Origin of the sequence: Candidatus Accumulibacter sp. ACC007, from assembly GCF_907163205.1 — a bacterium.
Classification (GTDB): domain Bacteria; phylum Pseudomonadota; class Gammaproteobacteria; order Burkholderiales; family Rhodocyclaceae; genus Accumulibacter; species Accumulibacter regalis.
This window is the reverse complement of the sequence record NZ_CAJQUD010000002.1, coordinates 32,872-49,380: the sequence shown is the minus strand read 5'-3', so window position 1 is coordinate 49,380 and position 16,509 is coordinate 32,872. Positions and strand designations below refer to the sequence as shown.

Genomic DNA, 16,509 nt, shown 5'->3' with positions numbered 1-16,509 from the left:
CAGCCTATCAACGTGGTGGTCTACCACGACCCTTCAGGGGGATCAAGTCCCCAGGGAAATCTTATCTTAAGGCGAGTTTCACGCTTAGATGCTTTCAGCGTTTATCTCTTCCGAACTTAGCTACCCGGCAATACGACTGGCGTCATAACCGGTACACCAGAGGTTCGTCCACTCCGGTCCTCTCGTACTAGGAGCAGCCCCCTTCAAATTTCCAGCGCCCACGGCAGATAGGGACCAAACTGTCTCACGACGTTTTAAACCCAGCTCACGTACCACTTTAAATGGCGAACAGCCATACCCTTGGGACCGACTACAGCCCCAGGATGTGATGAGCCGACATCGAGGTGCCAAACACCGCCGTCGATATGAACTCTTGGGCGGTATTAGCCTGTTATCCCCAGAGTACCTTTTATCCGTTGAGCGATGGCCCTTCCATACAGAACCACCGGATCACTATGACCTACTTTCGTACCTGCTCGACGTGTGAGTCTCGCAGTCAAGCACGCTTATGCCATTGCACTATCAGCACGATGTCCGACCGTACCTAGCGTACCTTCGTACTCCTCCGTTACACTTTAGGAGGAGACCGCCCCAGTCAAACTGCCTACCATGCACGGTCCCAGACCCGGATTCACGGGCCATGGTTAGAACCTCAAACAAACCAGGGTGGTATTTCAAGGTTGGCTCCACCAGAACTAGCGTCCCAGTTTCACAGCCTCCCACCTATCCTACACAGATTGGTTCAAAGTCCAATGCAAAGCTACAGTAAAGGTTCATGGGGTCTTTCCGTCTAACCGCGGGGAGATTGCATCTTCACAATCATTTCAACTTCGCTGAGTCTCAGGAGGAGACAGTGTGGCCATCGTTACGCCATTCGTGCAGGTCGGAACTTACCCGACAAGGAATTTCGCTACCTTAGGACCGTTATAGTTACGGCCGCCGTTTACCGGGGCTTCGATCAAGAGCTTGCACCCCATCACTTAACCTTCCGGCACCGGGCAGGCGTCACACCCTATACGTCCACTTTCGTGTTTGCAGAGTGCTGTGTTTTTATTAAACAGTCGCAGCCACCATTTCACTGCAACCCTTTCAGCCTACACCCGCGAGGGGCTTCAACCTATCAGGGCGCACCTTATCCCGAAGTTACGGTGCAAATTTGCCGAGTTCCTTCTCCTGAGTTCTCTCAAGCGCCTTAGAATTCTCATCCTGCCCACCTGTGTCGGTTTGCGGTACGGTCTCTCTGTAACTGAAGCTTAGAGGCTTTTCTTGGAAGCATGGTATCAATCACTTCGCGGTCAAAGACCACTCGTTATCACGCCTCAGAATTGATCTTCCGGATTTGCCTAAAAGACCTTCCTACACGCTTGAACCGGGACGTCCAACACCCGGCTGACCTAACCTTCTCCGTCCCCCCATCGCATTACAAAGAGGTACAGGAATATTGACCTGTTTCCCATCGACTACGCTTTTCAGCCTCGCCTTAGGGGCCGACTCACCCTGCGCCGATGAACGTTGCGCAGGAAACCTTGGGCTTTCGGCGAGGGAGCTTTTCACTCCCTTTATCGCTACTCATGTCAGCATTCGCACTTCTGATACCTCCAGCATCCTTCTCAAGACACCTTCAACGGCTTACAGAACGCTCTCCTACCATATCCTTACGGATATCCGCGATTTCGGTGCATAGTTTGAGCCCCGTTATATCTTCCGCGCAGGACGACTCGACCAGTGAGCTATTACGCTTTCTTTAAAGGATGGCTGCTTCTAAGCCAACCTCCTGGCTGTCTAAGCCTTCCCACCTCGTTTCCCACTTAACTATGTCTTTGGGACCTTAATCGGCGGTCTGGGTTGTTTCCCTCTTGACACCGGACGTTAGCACCCGATGTCTGTCTCCCAAGCTCGCACTCAACGGTATTCTGAGTTTGCAATGGTTTGGTAAGTCGCGATGACCCCCTAGCCATAACAGTGCTTTACCCCCGTCGGTGATACTTGAGGCACTACCTAAATAGTTTTCGGAGAGAACCAGCTATTTCCAAGTTTGTTTAGCCTTTCACCCCTATCCACAGCTCATCCCCTAATTTTTCAACATTAGTGGGTTCGGACCTCCAGTGCGTGTTACCGCACCTTCATCCTGGCCATGGATAGATCACTTGGTTTCGGGTCTACGCCCAGCAACTAATCGCCCTTATCAGACTCGGTTTCCCTACGCCTCCCCTATTCGGTTAAGCTCGCTACTGAACGTAAGTCGCTGACCCATTATACAAAAGGTACGCAGTCACCCCACGAAGGGGCTCCCACTGTTTGTATGCATGCGGTTTCAGGATCTATTTCACTCCCCTCCCGGGGTTCTTTTCGCCTTTCCCTCACGGTACTGGTACGCTATCGGTCGATTACGAGTATTTAGCCTTGGAGGATGGTCCCCCCATGTTCAGACAGGATTTCTCGTGCCCCGCCCTACTTGTCGCAAGCTTAGTACCACAACCAAGTTTTCGCGTACGGGGCTTTCACCCACTATGGCGCCACTTTCCAGAGGCTTCCGCTAACTCAATTGCTATCACTTGCAGGCTGTTCCCAGTTCGCTCGCCACTACTTTGGGAATCTCGGTTGATTTCTTTTCCTCCGGCTACTTAGATGTTTCAGTTCGCCGGGTTCGCTTCCTCACGCCTATATATTCAGCGTGGGATACTCCTTGCGGAGTGGGTTTCCCCATTCGGATATCTCTGGATCAAAGCTTCATTGCCAGCTCCCCAGAGCTTTTCGCAGGCTTGTACGTCCTTCATCGCCTGTAATCGCCAAGGCATCCACCACATGCACTTATTCGCTTGATCCTATAACCTTAAGCTCTCTTGCGAGACCTCCAGACTACAGGCAACTCCTTTGTGCTCTCCCTGAATCAACAGGGAGATCGATGCAATCACAACCGTATCACCGGCCTCTCCACGCATCAAACCGACTGCGTTTAACCGGTGATACTACCTTCTTCCATTTTGTTAAAGAGCACGAGCCCCGTAAGGGGTCAGGCCTGAAGAGTCCACAAACTCTTCAGGCCTGACATCTCACAAGTTGCGGGTGGTGGAGGATGACGGGATCGAACCGACGACCCCCTGCTTGCAAAGCAGGTGCTCTCCCAGCTGAGCTAATCCCCCGGGTACCGGGTGACAACACCTCCAGCATGCCGCCAGATGGGCCTCAATCACTTTCCGCCGCCTTCCGCCGATACGCTGGTGGGTCTGGTTGGAATCGAACCAACGACCCTCGCCTTATCAAGACGATGCTCTAACCGACTGAGCTACAGACCCATCCGCTTGTGCCGCTTGTGACAACCGATAGGTTGTGAGCTCTCGATCCAGTTTTTCTCTAGAAAGGAGGTGATCCAGCCGCAGGTTCCCCTACGGCTACCTTGTTACGACTTCACCCCAGTCACGAACCCTGCCGTGGTAATCGCCCTCCTTGCGGTTAGGCTAACTACTTCTGGCAGAACCCGCTCCCATGGTGTGACGGGCGGTGTGTACAAGACCCGGGAACGTATTCACCGCGGCATGCTGATCCGCGATTACTAGCGATTCCGACTTCACGCAGTCGAGTTGCAGACTGCGATCCGGACTACGATCGGCTTTCTGAGATTGGCTCCCCCTCGCGGGTTGGCAACCCTCTGGACCGACCATTGTATGACGTGTGAAGCCCTACCCATAAGGGCCATGAGGACTTGACGTCATCCCCACCTTCCTCCGGTTTGTCACCGGCAGTCTCATTAAAGTGCCCAACTTAATGATGGCAATTAATGACAAGGGTTGCGCTCGTTGCGGGACTTAACCCAACATCTCACGACACGAGCTGACGACAGCCATGCAGCACCTGTGTTCAGGTTCTCTTGCGAGCACTCCCAAATCTCTCCAGGATTCCTGACATGTCAAGGGTAGGTAAGGTTTTTCGCGTTGCATCGAATTAATCCACATCATCCACCGCTTGTGCGGGTCCCCGTCAATTCCTTTGAGTTTTAGCCTTGCGGCCGTACTCCCCAGGCGGTCAACTTCACGCGTTAGCTACGGCACTAAAAGGTTTAACCCTCCCAACACCTAGTTGACATCGTTTAGGGCGTGGACTACCAGGGTATCTAATCCTGTTTGCTCCCCACGCTTTCGTGCATGAGCGTCAGTATTGGCCCAGGGGGCTGCCTTCGCCATCGGTGTTCCTCCACATCTCTACGCATTTCACTGCTACACGTGGAATTCCACCCCCCTCTGCCAAACTCCAGTCTTGCAGTCTCAAATGCAGTTCCCAGGTTGAGCCCGGGGATTTCACATCTGACTTACAAAACCGCCTGCGCACGCTTTACGCCCAGTAATTCCGATTAACGCTCGCACCCTACGTATTACCGCGGCTGCTGGCACGTAGTTAGCCGGTGCTTCTTATTCGGGTACCGTCATCTACTCAGGGTATTAACCCAAGCAATTTCTTCCCCGCCGAAAGAGCTTTACAACCCGAAGGCCTTCTTCACTCACGCGGCATGGCTGGATCAGGCTTTCGCCCATTGTCCAAAATTCCCCACTGCTGCCTCCCGTAGGAGTCTGGGCCGTGTCTCAGTCCCAGTGTGGCGGATCATCCTCTCAGACCCGCTACGGATCGTCGCCTTGGTAGGCCATTACCCCACCAACTAGCTAATCCGACATCGGCCGCTCCCAAAGCGCAAGGTCTTGCGATCCCCTGCTTTCCTGCTCACAGAATATGCGGTATTAGCGTAGCTTTCGCTGCGTTATCCCCCACTTCAGGGCACGTTCCGATGCATTACTCACCCGTCCGCCACTCGCCACCAGGGTTGCCCCCGTGCTGCCGTTCGACTTGCATGTGTAAGGCATGCCGCCAGCGTTTAATCTGAGCCAGGATCAAACTCTTCAGTTCAAATCCTAAAACCCTCGCTCGACGTTCTTCCTGCCAGCCCAAGTCTCCCCAGACCAGCAGTCTTACTTCCGTGCGAGTTACTCCATCTTTTTTGACAATCCGCCTAAACAGACCGTCCCAGATCAAGAACCCACACCTATCGGTTGTCTCATTTTTAAAGAGCTGGTGGAACGACCATTTGGTCGAACCGCCGTGCTGCCGTTGTTCCCGAGCAGCGAGAGGGGCGCATTATACAGTCGTTTCCGGCGGCGTCAACACTTGTTTCGTCAAACCCGCCAAGATCGTCTGCCACTTCCTGCGCGGCCCCAAAAGGCCACCTCCCAACCACACGCATGCGACATAACAACTTGATTTTAAAAAGTTTTTTTGTCGTGTTCGGCAGCGAAGGTGCGAATTATACAGGCTCAAAAGTGGGCGTCAACCCTTTCGCCAAACAATTCGCGGATCATTGATCAAATCAGCAGCGGGAGCCGCCTTTGACCCGTGCAGGGCTCAGGCAATACTCACCCGCGCGAACTTCCGCTTGCCCACCTGCAGCACGTAGCTGTGCCCGAGAAGCAGGACGAGTTGCTTGTCGTCGACCCGACAACCATCGACCTTGACGCCGCCCTGGTCAATCATGCGCAGGGCCTCGGAGGTACTCGCGGTGAGTCCCGACTGTTTGAGGACCTGCGCGACACCCAGCGACAAGCCACTAGCCGGCAAGCACACCTCGGCAATGTCATCGGGGATCGCACCATGCCGGAAGCGCGCGTCGAAATCGGCGAGCGCCTGCCCGGCGGCGGCTCGGCCATGAAAGCGCTCGACGATTTCCTGCGCCAGGAGAACTTTGGCATCGCGCGGGTTGCCGCCACCAGCCACCCTGCCCTTGAGCGCCTCGATCGCGTCGCTGGCGCGGAACGACAAGAGCTCGAAGTAGCGCCACATCAGCTCGTCCGAAATCGACATCAGCTTGCCGAACATCTCGCTCGGTGGCTCGTTGATTCCGACGTAGTTGCCCAGTGACTTGGACATCTTGTTGACGCCGTCCAGCCCTTCGAGCAGCGGCATGGTCAAAATGCACTGTGGCGCCTGGCCGAAATGCTTCTGCAACTCGCGGCCAACCAGCAGGTTGAATTTCTGGTCGGTGCCACCGAGTTCGACGTCGGCCTTCATGGCCACCGAATCATAGCCCTGGCAAAGCGGGTAGAGCAGTTCGTGAATGGCAATCGGCTGCCCGCTGCGATAGCGCTTGGCAAAATCGTCGCGCTCGAGCATCCGTGCAACCGTGTGCAGCGCAGCCAGGCGGATCATTCCGGAGGCACCAAAGGGGTCGAACCAGGTGGAGTTGAAACAGACCTCGGTCTTTTCGGGATCGAGAATCTTGAACACCTGCTCCTGATAAGTCCTGGCGTTTTCAAGGATCTGCTCGCGCGACAACGGTGGCCGAGTGACGTTCTTGCCGGTCGGATCGCCGATCATGCCGGTGAAGTCGCCGATAAGGAACAGCACGTGGTGACCCAGATCCTGAAAATGCCTGAGCTTGTTGATCAGCACCGTGTGCCCGAGGTGAAGATCGGGAGCGGTGGGGTCGAAGCCGGCCTTGATGCGCAGTGGACGGCCGCTTTTCAGCTTCTCGATCAGCTCGACTTCAATCAACAATTCTTCGCACCCACGCTTGATCTGCGTGAGGTCGTGTTCAACAGCGCGCATGCAAACCTCTATGGTTTCTGCCCAGAGAGCTTCTGGGAAGCAGGGTTTTTTGCTAGACTGCAGCGGTTTTGTCGCCGACAACCCATGGATATCAAGGAGAGCCGGATTCTAACGCATTCACACCCAACGATCGACCGACTGCGTCGTCACCGCTGGGCAGCAGCCGCCATCGGTGGCTTTTCACTGCTCGGCATGGTCGCCGCATTCGCCGTTGCCCCGTCGGCCAAGGACGCTACCGTCAAGCTGACCACAGTTCTCGAAAAACTGCCGGCGCCATCCATCACTCTGCTTGATACCGGCAGCACGGTATTTCTGCGCGAGGAGCGTGTCCGCCGCAGCGACACGATCGCCAGCCTGATGCACCGCCTGGGCATCTACGACGGGGAAGCGCTAGATTTCATCCGCAGCAACCGGCAAGCAAAGGATATGGCTCGGCACTTGCAGCCGGGCAATACCGTCAGCGCCAGGGCCGGCGCCTGGGGAGATCTGCACAGCCTCTATGTCGAGCTACCCGGCAAGGACGCGCTGCTGGTCGTCGAACGCAGCGGTGACGGCTTCGTCGCTCATGAACAAGCGCTGCAACTGGAGAGCCGGACGGTCGTCAAGTCCGGTGAAATCCACCACTCGCTGTTCGGTGCGACCGACGACGCCGACATTCCCGACGCCATCGCCATGCAAATGGTGGCTATTTTTGGCAGCGAGGTCGATTTCCATCGCGACCTGCGCAAGGGAGACCGCTTTTCGCTGGTTTACGAGACTCTCACCTACCGCGGCCAGGCCGTACGTAGCGGGCGCATCCTGGCTGCCGAGCTGGTCAATGACCAGAACGTCTTGCAAGCCTACTGGTTTCAGCCGGAGCAGGGCGAGGGCGCATACCACGCGGCCGACGGCAGCAGCCTGCGCAAGGCGTTTCTACGCTCACCGATAGAATTCTCCCGTATCTCGTCGGGCTTTTCAGGCGCACGTTTCCATCCCATACTGCGCACCTGGCGAGCTCACAAAGGCGTGGACTATGCGGCGCGCACAGGGACCGGCATTCTTGCGGTTGCCGACGGTGTCGTCGAAACGGCGGCGCGCGAGAGAGGTTACGGAAACCTGATCGTGCTCAAGCATCAAGGCAGCTACTCGACGGCTTACGGCCACCTCAAGAACTTCGCCCAGGGAATTCGCAAAGGGGCGCGCGTACGTCAGGGCGACACCATTGGCTACGTCGGACAAACCGGCTTGGCGACCGGCCCACATCTGCACTACGAGTTCCGGGTCAAGGACAAGCCGGTCGATCCGCTGGCCATTGCCTTGCCGATTGCCATTCCACTCGGCAAGGCCCATCTCGCCCGCTTCGAGGCAGCCAAGCAGAAACTACGCCAGCAACTGGCGATGGCCGGAGAAATGACCCTGGCGACAGCCGAATAGCCGCCGCAGCCATCGTCGGTGAGAGGCTCTCAGGTGCTCGAAAAAAAGCCGTCCCTGAAGCAGGGACGGCTCGTCGGCAAACTTGCGGCGCCAGCTTTCAGGGCCGCCCAGGATTGCCGGTAAGCTTTTCGTATTTGATCCACAGCACGTCTTCGCTTTCCTGATTCGCCGGATCCTTGGGAATGCAATCGACCGGGCACACCTCGACGCACTGCGGCGTATCGTAGTGCCCGACACACTCTGTACACTTGTTGGGGTCGATCTCGTAGATTTCCTCCCCTTGCGTGATCGCCTCGTTCGGGCATTCGGGCTCGCACACGTCGCAGTTGATGCATTCATCGGTAATAATCAGAGACATTCTTGTGCTTCCTTCAGATCGTTGAAATTTCTCGTACTCGTTTGGCCAGCCGCTCACAGATGGCCGGGTGTACGAACTTGCTGACATCGCCACCGAGCACGGCGACTTCCCGCACCATGGTCGCCGAAATGAACATGTACTGCTCACCGGGGGTCAGAAACAGTGTTTCGACCTCCGGGAACAGGTTTCTGTTCATCCCCGCCATCTGGAACTCATAGTCGAAATCGGACACCGCGCGCAGGCCGCGGATGATCACCTTGGCACCTTTGTCGTGCAAAAAATCCATCAGCAGGCCGTTGAAACCGCAGACTTCGGCGTTCGGGTAGGGCACCAACAACTCGCGAGCCATCTCGACCCTCTCTTCAAGAGAGAAAAACGGCCGCTTCGGCTGGCTCTCGGCGATCCCCACGATTACCCGGTCGAAAAGGCAGCTCGCGCGCCGCACGAGATCCTCGTGACCCCGGGTCATCGGGTCGAAGGTACCTGCATAGATTGCCATCCGCCTATTCAGCGCCATCCGCTTCGCCTCGCCTCATCAAGTGATAGTAAACCTGGCCTGCCCGCCCACGACGCACCGTGCGCCAGTCGCCGCAACCGTCCAGAGCCCTTTCAGCCTCCACGTAAATCACGCCATCCGCGGCCAGGATGGCCGGCACGTTCGTCACCAGACGCTCGATCCAGCCCTCATTGAAAGGCGGATCGAGAAACAGCACGTCAAAGCGCGAGCGTGCGGAAGCTGCGAATCTTACCGCATCCGAGCGCACAATCTCCAGGCGCCCAGCCATGCCCAGCGTTCTCGCGTTGAGCTCAAGCGCGGCCACCACCTTCGGCGAGCTGTCGACCAGCGTCACTCTGGCCGCGCCGCGCGACGCCGCCTCGAAGCCGAGCGCGCCGCTGCCAGCGAACAGATCGAGGCAGGAAAGGCCGCTCAGGTCGTTGCCCAGCCAGTTGAACAGGGTCTCGCGCACACGATCCGGCGTCGGCCGCAGACCTGGAGAATCGGGAAAGCGCAAGACACGCCGCCGCCACTCCCCGCCGATGATGCGCACCGTATTCAGCGCCTCACTCCCCGGCGACGATCACCGTCACCAGGTGTTCCGGGCGCACACGACGCGCGAACGCAGCCTTGATGTCGGCGAGAGTCACTTTTTCGATGTTGTCCGGGTAGCGATCGAGGTAATCAAGCGGCAGCTCATAGAAACCGATTACCGCGACGCTGTTCAGAATCCCGCGATTGCTGTCCAGGCGCAGCGGAAAACTGCCCATCAGATTCTGCTTCGCCGCCAGCAACTCCTCGTCGCTCGGGCCTTGCGCCAGGAAGCCGGCGAGTACTTCGCGAGTCAACCTCAGCGCCTCCTGGGCTTGCTCCTTCTTGGTCTGCAGACCGATCTCGAAGGGCCCCAACTGCGCCAGGGGCTGAAAATAACTATGCACGCTGTACGCCAGACCTCGCTGATCGCGCACCGCCTTCATCAGGCGGGAGACAAAGCCTCCGCCGCCAAGCGAGTAATTGCCGACCAGCAGGGGGAAGAAATCAGGATCACCGCGTTTGAGCGCCGGCAATCCGAGCAGCAGGTGCGCCTGCAGCGCCGGATGCGCAATCCGCTGCTCGCCGGAGCGCGGCAATTCCGGGACGGCAATCGCGGTCATTCCTGGCGTTGCCGGCAGTGCCGCAGTCAGCTTCTCGGCCGCTGCCTCGGCTTGCGCACGCGACAGATCGCCAACGATGGTCAGCGTCGCTCGCGGCGCGGTGTAATTGGCGGCATGGAAAGCGCGCACCTGCGCCCGTTCCAGCGCCGCCACCGACTCCGCCGTCGCCTGCCGTCCGTAGGGATGCGACGGGTACATGGCGCTCCACAATGCCCGGTCGGCGAGCGTCTCTGGACGGGTGAGCGCTTCCTTGAGAGAAGCCACGGAACGCGCCTTCTCACGCTCGAAAACGGTGGCGGGAAACTGGGGCGTGCTCAGGATGGCGCGAAGCAGATCGAAGGCAACCGTGCGCTTGTCGGCCATCGACAGCGTACGCAGAGCAATCGAAGCGCGATCCCGGTCGACGCCACCGGTCAGCTGGGCGCCGACATCCGCCATCCGGTCGGCTAGCTGCGTCTCGTCCATTCCGGCGACCCCGAGTTCGACGAGTTCCCGAGTCAGGGAAGCGACGCCCGCCTGCCCGGTGCCTTCATACGCCGTGCCGGCGGCAAAATCGACCTGAATGTCGACAATTGGCAGCGCATGGGTCTCGACGAACAGCACGCGCGCGCCGGCTGTCGTCTGCCAGCGCTCGATTTGGGGCGCGGCGTGCGTCATTTGCATGCCCAGAGAAAGCAACAGCAGGAACAGAAGCTTGCAGGAGCTCATCGCCAGGCACTCATCGGCGAGCCGCTGCGGACGGCAAGGGCTGCGGATCGAGGTCGCCAACCGTCAGCTGCTGGTCACCGAAGTACTTGCGGGCGACCGCCTGAACCTGCTCGGCAGTCACCTCCTGCAATTTTTCGATCAGGCGCCGGTTCTGTGTGTAGGGAATACCCACCGCTTCCAGCTGGCCGATCTCCATGGCCTGCTCAAACATCGAATCAAGCTTGTAGATCTGGCCCGCAATCAGTTGCGCCTTGGCACGCACAAGCTCATCCGCGCTGACCGCGTTCTGCCGCACGGCAGCGATTTCAGCACGCAGCCCGGCTTCGAGTTCGCTGACGGTCTTTCCCTTGCTGGGCGAGCCCTGCAGGTAGAAGACGCCCGGGCCGCGTGCGGTCGAGTCGTAACTGGCCTCAGCCTCGACAGCCAGGTGTTGCCTGCGCACCAGGTTCGTCGACAAGCGTGCGCCGTCGTGGCCGGAGAGCACTGCGGCGAGAATTTCCAGCGCATAGGGATCGACATCCTGGTGGACATTGCGGATGACCGGCACCTTGTAGGCCATCATCAGCAGCGGCAGTTCTGCCGGCGCCTTGACGGTCAGCCGACGCGTGCCGAGCTGAGGGGGTTCGTCCTGAGGTTTCCTGACCGGCAACGGGCGCGCCGGCAGGGGACCATAGTGCTGCGCGGCAAGCGCGAACACTGCCTGGTGATCGATGTCGCCGACGACCACCACATAGGCATTGTTCGGCGCATACCAGTTGTCATACCAGGCACGCGCATCGGCAGGAGCCAGATTCTCGAGGTCGTTCATCCAGCCGATGATCGGTACGCGATACGGGTGCGCCTGAAAAGCACTGGCGGTCAGCTGCTCGAAGAGCAATGATTGCGGCTGATCATCGGTGCGCAGGCGACGTTCCTCCATGACCACCCTGAGCTCCTGCGCGAACTCGTCGCGGTCGAGGGTGAGATGGCGCATGCGGTCGGCCTCCAGCTGCATCATCTCGGCGAGCTGGTGCTTCGGCACCTGCTGGAAATAGGCCGTGTAGTCGCGGCTGGTGAAGGCATTGTCACGGCCGCCGGCAGCGGCGACGCGACGGTTGAACTCGCCTGGCCCGGCGCTCGGTGTACCCTTGAACATCATGTGTTCGAGAACATGCGCGACGCCGGTTCGGCCATTTGTTTCGTCCATGCTGCCGGCGCGATACCAGACCATGTGCACGACCGTCGGCGCACGCCTGTCCTCCCTGACGATGACCCGCAGGCCGTTCGGCAGCTGCTGCTCGAAGGTTTCGGCCAGCGCGGGCAGAGGCGCGGCCAGGAGCAGCAATAGAGGAATCAGTCTCGCCTGGCGCATGAGCATGAATCGCTTCTGATAAAATTGCCGGATGTGTCGGGTACTTGCGCCGGCATCTTACCACCGGCCCGCTTCCCGACCGCCTTGGAGACACGAAAGCACCATGTTTGGTTTCCACAAAAAAGCTCCCAAGCCTACTCCCGCCAGCAGCACGCCAAGCGTCGGCGAAAACGCGGAGGTGGCGGCAGCCTCGTGGCGCTACCGGCTGAAGAGCGGCCTGTCGCGCACGCGTGCGCAGTTTGGCGGCAGGCTGAAATCGCTGTTCTCGCGCGGCACGGTCGATGAGCAACTGCTGGAAGAACTGGAAGCCGTGCTGCTGACCAGCGACGTCGGCCTGGACGCCACCCAGCATCTCCTCTACCAGCTGAAGGCGCGCGCCAAACGCGACAAGCTGGCCACCCCGGAGGCGATCCAGAAGGCGCTGTCCGACGCCATGTACGAGCTGTTGCAGCCCCTCGAGGAGGCGCTCGATGTGCAATCGCACAAGCCTTTCGTGATCATGATTGCCGGCGTCAACGGTGCCGGCAAGACGACCTCGATCGGCAAACTCGCCAAGCACTTCCAGGCGCAGGGCCTGTCGGTTCTCCTTGCCGCAGGCGACACCTTCCGCGCCGCAGCGCGTGAGCAGTTGCAGACCTGGGGCGAGCGCAACAAGGTGACGGTCATTGCCCAGCAGTCCGGCGACTCGGCGGCGGTGATTTTCGACGCCATTGCTGCCGCCAAGGCGCGCGGCATCGACGTCGTGCTCGCCGACACGGCCGGTCGCCTGCCCACGCAGTTGCATCTGATGGACGAAATCGCCAAAGTGCGGCGAGTGATCCAGAAAGCCGACCCCTCCGCACCGCACGAGACCCTGCTGGTCATCGACGCCAGTTTTGGCCAGAATTCACTGCAGCAGGTCATGGCCTTCGACAAGGCGATCAAGGTCAGTGGCCTGGTGCTGACCAAACTGGATGGCACGGCCAAGGGCGGTGTCGTCGCCGCGATCGCGCGCCAGTGTCCGAAACCCGTTCGCTACATCGGCGTCGGCGAAGGCATAGACGACCTGCGACCCTTCCACGCCCGTGACTTTGTCGATGCGCTATTCGAGTGATTACTGCCAACGCTGTCACCAAACGCTACCCTGAAGGTCACGAAGCGCTCAGGAACGTGAGCTTCGAGATCACCGCCGGGGAAATGGTCTTCCTGACCGGACACTCGGGCGCCGGGAAATCGACGCTGTTCAAGCTGCTGGCCGCCATCGAGCGGCCAACCTCGGGCAGCATCGTGATCAACGGCCAGAATCTCGCGGCACTGCGCAAGAGCGCCATTCCCTACCTGCGCCGTAAGCTGGGGCTCATTTTTCAGGACCAGAAACTGCTCTTCGACCGCAGCGTTCTCGACAACGTGCTCCTGCCACTGTCGATCGTCGGCCACCCGGTCAAGGATGCGCCACGTCGCGCGCAGGCCGCGCTCGCCAAGGTCGGCCTGCCGAACCGCGCCAAAGCCTTTCCGATCACCCTCTCCGGCGGCGAGCAGCAGCGCCTGGCGATCGCCCGAGCGGTGGTCAATCGGCCGGCAATCATTCTCGCCGACGAACCGACTGCCAACCTCGACGCCGCTTCGGCGATCGAAATCATCGACATCTTTCGCGCCTTTCAGCAGGTCGGCGTAACCGTCGTCATTGCCACCCACGACCCGCTGATCATGGCGCGGGTGAATCCCCGGATTCTGCGCCTCGACCAGGGCCAGATGAGTGAGCCGGCGAGTACGCCCTGCGCAGACGGAGTCGCGCCATGACGACCTGGCTGGTACAACACCTCACCGCGCTGCGCGACGCGCTGCGTCGCCTGCTGGGCGCACCACTGAACACGCTGCTGTCATTGCTGGTGATCGGCGTCGCGCTGACCCTGCCGACCGCCGGCTGGCTGGCGATAGAAAACCTGCGAGCGGTCACCGGTGATACCCCTGGCGTCCAGCAGATCAGCATTTTCCTGGCCCTCGAGGCCGGCCCGCCCGACGTCGCCAAAATCGAGTCGCTGCTGCAGCAGGCGAGCCCGGGAAGCTGGCACTACGTCCCTCGCGACCAGGCGCTGAAGCGCCTGCGGGAGTCCGCGGGAATGGCGGAGATCATTGGCAGCCTGCCCAAGAACCCACTTCCGGACGCCTTCGTCGTCACGCCTGCAGATGCGCAGCCAGAGTCGCTCGAGTTGCTCGCGAAAACCTTTGCCAGCTGGCCGAAGGTGGCGCACGTTCAGCTCGACTCGGCATGGGTCAAACGACTCGACGCGCTGCTCCGCCTCGGGAAACTGATCGTCGTTCTGCTGGCCGTGCTCTTTTCCGGTGCGCTGGTGGCCATCACTTTCAACACCATTCGCTTGCAGATCCTGGCCCAGGCGGCGGAGATCGAGGTCGCCAAGTTGATCGGCGCGACGAATAGCTACATTCAGCGCCCGCTGCACTACTTCGGCATGCTGCAAGGAGCTCTCGGCGGCCTCTGTGCAGCGGCCCTGGTCAGCACCGGCAGCCATCTGCTGACCCCTCCGGTCGCTGAACTGGCACGCCTCTATGGCGGCTCGTTCACCTTGCAGGGCTTGGCAAGCAACGACATTGTCGCGCTCACTGCCATCGGCGGGGGCCTGGGCTGGCTGGGGGCCAAGATCTCGGCGCTGATCCATCTGCGCCGCATCAGCTGAGTGCCGCGCCGGCGCCAGGCCGGGAAACAGCAGGCCCTGACGAGCGACTCAGCCGATCAGCACGCAAACCCACACCAAGGACACGTTGAGCAAGGCCAGCAATACCGCAGCGCTGCCGATATCCTTGGCGCGCTTGGCCAAGGGGTGGCTGTCGAGCGATATCCGGTCTACGGTCGCCTCGATCGCCGAGTTGAGCAGTTCGACGATCAGGACCAGCAATACGCTAGCGATCATCAGCGCCCGGCCGAAGCCGTCAGGGGCCAAAAAACACGCCAGCGGTATGAGCAGCGCGGCCAGCAGCACCTCCTGGCGAAAGGCGTCTTCGGCAAGGTAGGCAGCGCGCAGCCCCGCCAGCGAATAGTGAAGCGCATTCCAGACCCTTTGCAAACCGGTCTTCCCCTTGAACGGGCTTTCGTCAGTCACGGCTCTCCCCTGCTTAGGCGATGAGCGGCAAGTATACCGGCGTCGCCGGCGATCTCTGACGGTGACGCTGCGACGCTTGCTGCGGCCAGCCAGCGGCCGAGACTGTCGTCACTTGCCGGGCTTCGCTACAATGCCGCCCTATTCAATCAGTCAGCAACGATTCAGCTGTTCACACCCCAACCAACAGAGCGCCGCAATGACCCAGGACGAACTGAAGAAAGCCGTAGCCCGCGCAGCCCTTGCCTACCTGGTCGACGGAGAAATCGTCGGCGTCGGAACGGGATCGACCGCCAACTGCTTCATTGACGAGCTGGCCGGGATTCGCCACCGGATCCGTGGAGCCGTGGCCAGTTCCGAAACCACCCGGAAGCGACTCGAAGGCCACGGCATCACGGTCTTCGATCTCGACACGGTGGACGTCATCCCGGTATACGTGGACGGTGCCGACGAGATCAACGCCACGCTGCAGATGATCAAGGGCGGCGGCGGCGCCCTGACCCGTGAAAAGATCGTCGCCGCGGTGGCCGCGAAGTTCGTCTGCATCGCCGACGGCAGCAAACTGGTCGCGGTACTGGGTCACTTCCCGCTACCCGTCGAGGTCATTCCCATGGCCATCGGCCACGTCTGCCGCCAACTGGCGGCAATCGGCGGCACGCCGATGCTGCGCGAGGGCTTCGTGACCGATAACGGCAATCTGATCGTGGACGTCAGCGGACTCGCCATCCTCGACGCCAGCGGCCTGGAAACGCGGATCAACCAGATCGTCGGCGTGGTGACCAATGGCCTGTTCGCCCACCGGCCGGCCGATGTCTGTCTGCTCGCCACGCAGGGTGGCGTGCAAACGCTGAGCGCGAAATGAACGATCGCGCGGGGTCGCTCAAAGCGGTCGCCGGCCCTTGCGCCAGCGACCGGCTCTGGCCAACATCACGGCCAGCGCGCAAGCCACGTCCTGGATCACCAACCGCGCGCTGACCGGGATCCAGCGGCGGCTATGGCTTGGGGGGTACGTAACCCTGCACGGCGTCGGCGCCGCTCCCAAAGAAATGCCTCTCCAACTGCTCGGCCAGATACTTGCGATGTGCGGCATCGGCAAGATTGAGGCGATTCTCGTTGATGATCATGGTCTGCATGCGAACCCATTGCTGCCACGCCTCCTTGGAGACTTCTTCATAAATGCGCTTGCCCAACTCACCCGGATAGGGGGGAAAATCAAGACCTTCAGCCTCGCGCCCCAGCTTGATGCAGTTAACCATTCTTGCCATGCAACCCACTCCTTGAAACGCTGCGTACAACCCGCAGAGCCAAACGTTATGCGTCCCCGCCGGCCGCACGGACCGAGCGGA

Annotated in this window: 13 protein-coding genes, 2 tRNA genes and 2 rRNA genes; 5 read left to right on the top strand and 12 right to left on the bottom strand. The window is 59.9% G+C overall.

Annotated features, from left to right (window positions below; genetic code table 11):
• From QZ634_RS10735 to tyrS, 5 genes are all read right to left on the bottom strand, one after another.
• Nucleotides 1-2,825: ribosomal RNA gene (locus QZ634_RS10735) — 23S ribosomal RNA — on the bottom strand; the annotation flags it as partial.
• 242 nt (nt 2,826-3,067) lie between these two features.
• Nucleotides 3,068-3,143 (bottom strand) — tRNA-Ala (locus QZ634_RS10730).
• A gap of 76 nt (nt 3,144-3,219) precedes the next feature.
• Nucleotides 3,220-3,296: transfer RNA gene (locus QZ634_RS10725), tRNA-Ile, on the bottom strand.
• A gap of 62 nt (nt 3,297-3,358) precedes the next feature.
• Nucleotides 3,359-4,896, bottom strand: a 16S ribosomal RNA gene (locus QZ634_RS10720).
• A 492-nt stretch (nt 4,897-5,388) separates the two neighbouring features.
• Entirely contained in the window at nt 5,389-6,588 is a 1,200-nt protein-coding gene (gene tyrS / locus QZ634_RS10715) for a tyrosine--tRNA ligase (RefSeq protein ID WP_291988211.1), read from the bottom strand.
• Between the two features lie 84 nt (nt 6,589-6,672).
• Between tyrS and QZ634_RS10710 the strand changes: the two genes are divergently transcribed.
• A complete protein-coding gene (locus QZ634_RS10710; protein ID WP_291988209.1) occupies nt 6,673-8,001 on the top strand; it encodes a peptidoglycan DD-metalloendopeptidase family protein in 1,329 nt (442 codons plus the stop codon).
• Between the two features lie 97 nt (nt 8,002-8,098).
• On the opposite strand, the gene QZ634_RS10705 is transcribed toward QZ634_RS10710, so the two are convergent.
• Genes QZ634_RS10705 through QZ634_RS10685 form a run of 5 tightly spaced genes read right to left on the bottom strand, consistent with a single transcriptional unit; the run spans nt 8,099 to nt 12,074 of the window.
• On the bottom strand, nt 8,099-8,359 hold the full coding sequence (locus tag QZ634_RS10705) for a YfhL family 4Fe-4S dicluster ferredoxin (RefSeq protein WP_169065557.1): 261 nt from the start codon (nt 8,357-8,359) through the stop codon (nt 8,099-8,101).
• Between the two features lie 13 nt (nt 8,360-8,372).
• A complete protein-coding gene (gene coaD, locus QZ634_RS10700) occupies nt 8,373-8,870 on the bottom strand; it encodes a pantetheine-phosphate adenylyltransferase (RefSeq protein WP_043565317.1) in 498 nt (165 codons plus the stop codon).
• Nucleotides 8,863-9,417 carry a 16S rRNA (guanine(966)-N(2))-methyltransferase RsmD gene (rsmD, locus tag QZ634_RS10695; RefSeq protein ID WP_291988214.1) on the bottom strand — a complete coding sequence of 185 codons (555 nt, stop codon included), beginning with the start codon at nt 9,415-9,417 and terminating at the stop codon, nt 8,863-8,865. The genes coaD and rsmD overlap by 8 nt, the downstream gene beginning before the upstream one ends.
• A gap of 4 nt (nt 9,418-9,421) precedes the next feature.
• Nucleotides 9,422-10,717: a pitrilysin family protein gene (locus QZ634_RS10690; RefSeq protein WP_291988205.1), complete on the bottom strand. Its 1,296-nt coding sequence runs from the start codon at nt 10,715-10,717 to the stop codon at nt 9,422-9,424.
• Between the two features lie 10 nt (nt 10,718-10,727).
• On the bottom strand, nt 10,728-12,074 hold the full coding sequence (locus QZ634_RS10685) for a pitrilysin family protein (RefSeq protein WP_291988203.1): 1,347 nt from the start codon (nt 12,072-12,074) through the stop codon (nt 10,728-10,730).
• A 97-nt stretch (nt 12,075-12,171) separates the two neighbouring features.
• On the opposite strand from QZ634_RS10685, the gene ftsY reads away from it, so the two are divergent.
• Genes ftsY through ftsX form a run of 3 tightly spaced genes read left to right on the top strand, consistent with a single transcriptional unit; the run spans nt 12,172 to nt 14,743 of the window.
• Complete coding sequence (gene ftsY / locus QZ634_RS10680; protein WP_291988200.1) at nt 12,172-13,161, top strand: signal recognition particle-docking protein FtsY; 990 nt, start codon at nt 12,172-12,174, stop codon at nt 13,159-13,161.
• A complete protein-coding gene (ftsE, locus tag QZ634_RS10675) occupies nt 13,158-13,847 on the top strand; it encodes a cell division ATP-binding protein FtsE (RefSeq protein WP_291988198.1) in 690 nt (229 codons plus the stop codon). The genes ftsY and ftsE overlap by 4 nt, the downstream gene beginning before the upstream one ends.
• Nucleotides 13,844-14,743 (top strand): permease-like cell division protein FtsX, encoded by a 900-nt coding sequence (gene ftsX, locus QZ634_RS10670; protein ID WP_291988196.1) that lies wholly within the window; start codon nt 13,844-13,846, stop codon nt 14,741-14,743. The genes ftsE and ftsX overlap by 4 nt, the downstream gene beginning before the upstream one ends.
• Before the next feature lie 48 nt (nt 14,744-14,791).
• Here ftsX and QZ634_RS10665 read toward each other — a convergent pair whose 3' ends face one another.
• Entirely contained in the window at nt 14,792-15,166 is a 375-nt protein-coding gene (locus tag QZ634_RS10665) for a diacylglycerol kinase (RefSeq protein WP_291988194.1), read from the bottom strand.
• 196 nt (nt 15,167-15,362) lie between these two features.
• Here QZ634_RS10665 and rpiA point away from each other — a divergent pair, with 196 nt between their 5' ends.
• Nucleotides 15,363-16,025 carry a ribose-5-phosphate isomerase RpiA gene (gene rpiA / locus QZ634_RS10660; RefSeq protein ID WP_291988192.1) on the top strand — a complete coding sequence of 221 codons (663 nt, stop codon included), beginning with the start codon at nt 15,363-15,365 and terminating at the stop codon, nt 16,023-16,025.
• A 130-nt stretch (nt 16,026-16,155) separates the two neighbouring features.
• Here rpiA and QZ634_RS10655 read toward each other — a convergent pair whose 3' ends face one another.
• Nucleotides 16,156-16,428, bottom strand: coding sequence for an oxidative damage protection protein (locus QZ634_RS10655; protein WP_043565215.1), 273 nt, complete (start codon nt 16,426-16,428; stop codon nt 16,156-16,158).
• Nucleotides 16,429-16,509 lie beyond the last annotated feature (81 nt).

What these genes read in the sequence shown, in the direction of transcription:
- QZ634_RS10690 (WP_291988205.1), bottom strand. Translation starts at nt 10,717, where the DNA reads ATGAGCTCCTGCAAGCTTCTGTTCCTGCTGTTGCTTTCTCTGGGCATG.
- rpiA (WP_291988192.1), top strand. Translation starts at nt 15,363, where the DNA reads ATGACCCAGGACGAACTGAAGAAAGCCGTAGCCCGCGCAGCCCTTGCC.
- ftsY (WP_291988200.1), top strand. Translation starts at nt 12,172, where the DNA reads ATGTTTGGTTTCCACAAAAAAGCTCCCAAGCCTACTCCCGCCAGCAGC.
- QZ634_RS10685 (WP_291988203.1), bottom strand. Translation starts at nt 12,074, where the DNA reads ATGCTCATGCGCCAGGCGAGACTGATTCCTCTATTGCTGCTCCTGGCC.
- QZ634_RS10705 (WP_169065557.1), bottom strand. Translation starts at nt 8,359, where the DNA reads ATGTCTCTGATTATTACCGATGAATGCATCAACTGCGACGTGTGCGAG.
- QZ634_RS10710 (WP_291988209.1), top strand. Translation starts at nt 6,673, where the DNA reads ATGGATATCAAGGAGAGCCGGATTCTAACGCATTCACACCCAACGATC.
- ftsX (WP_291988196.1), top strand. Translation starts at nt 13,844, where the DNA reads ATGACGACCTGGCTGGTACAACACCTCACCGCGCTGCGCGACGCGCTG.
- QZ634_RS10655 (WP_043565215.1), bottom strand. Translation starts at nt 16,428, where the DNA reads ATGGCAAGAATGGTTAACTGCATCAAGCTGGGGCGCGAGGCTGAAGGT.
- tyrS (WP_291988211.1), bottom strand. Translation starts at nt 6,588, where the DNA reads ATGCGCGCTGTTGAACACGACCTCACGCAGATCAAGCGTGGGTGCGAA.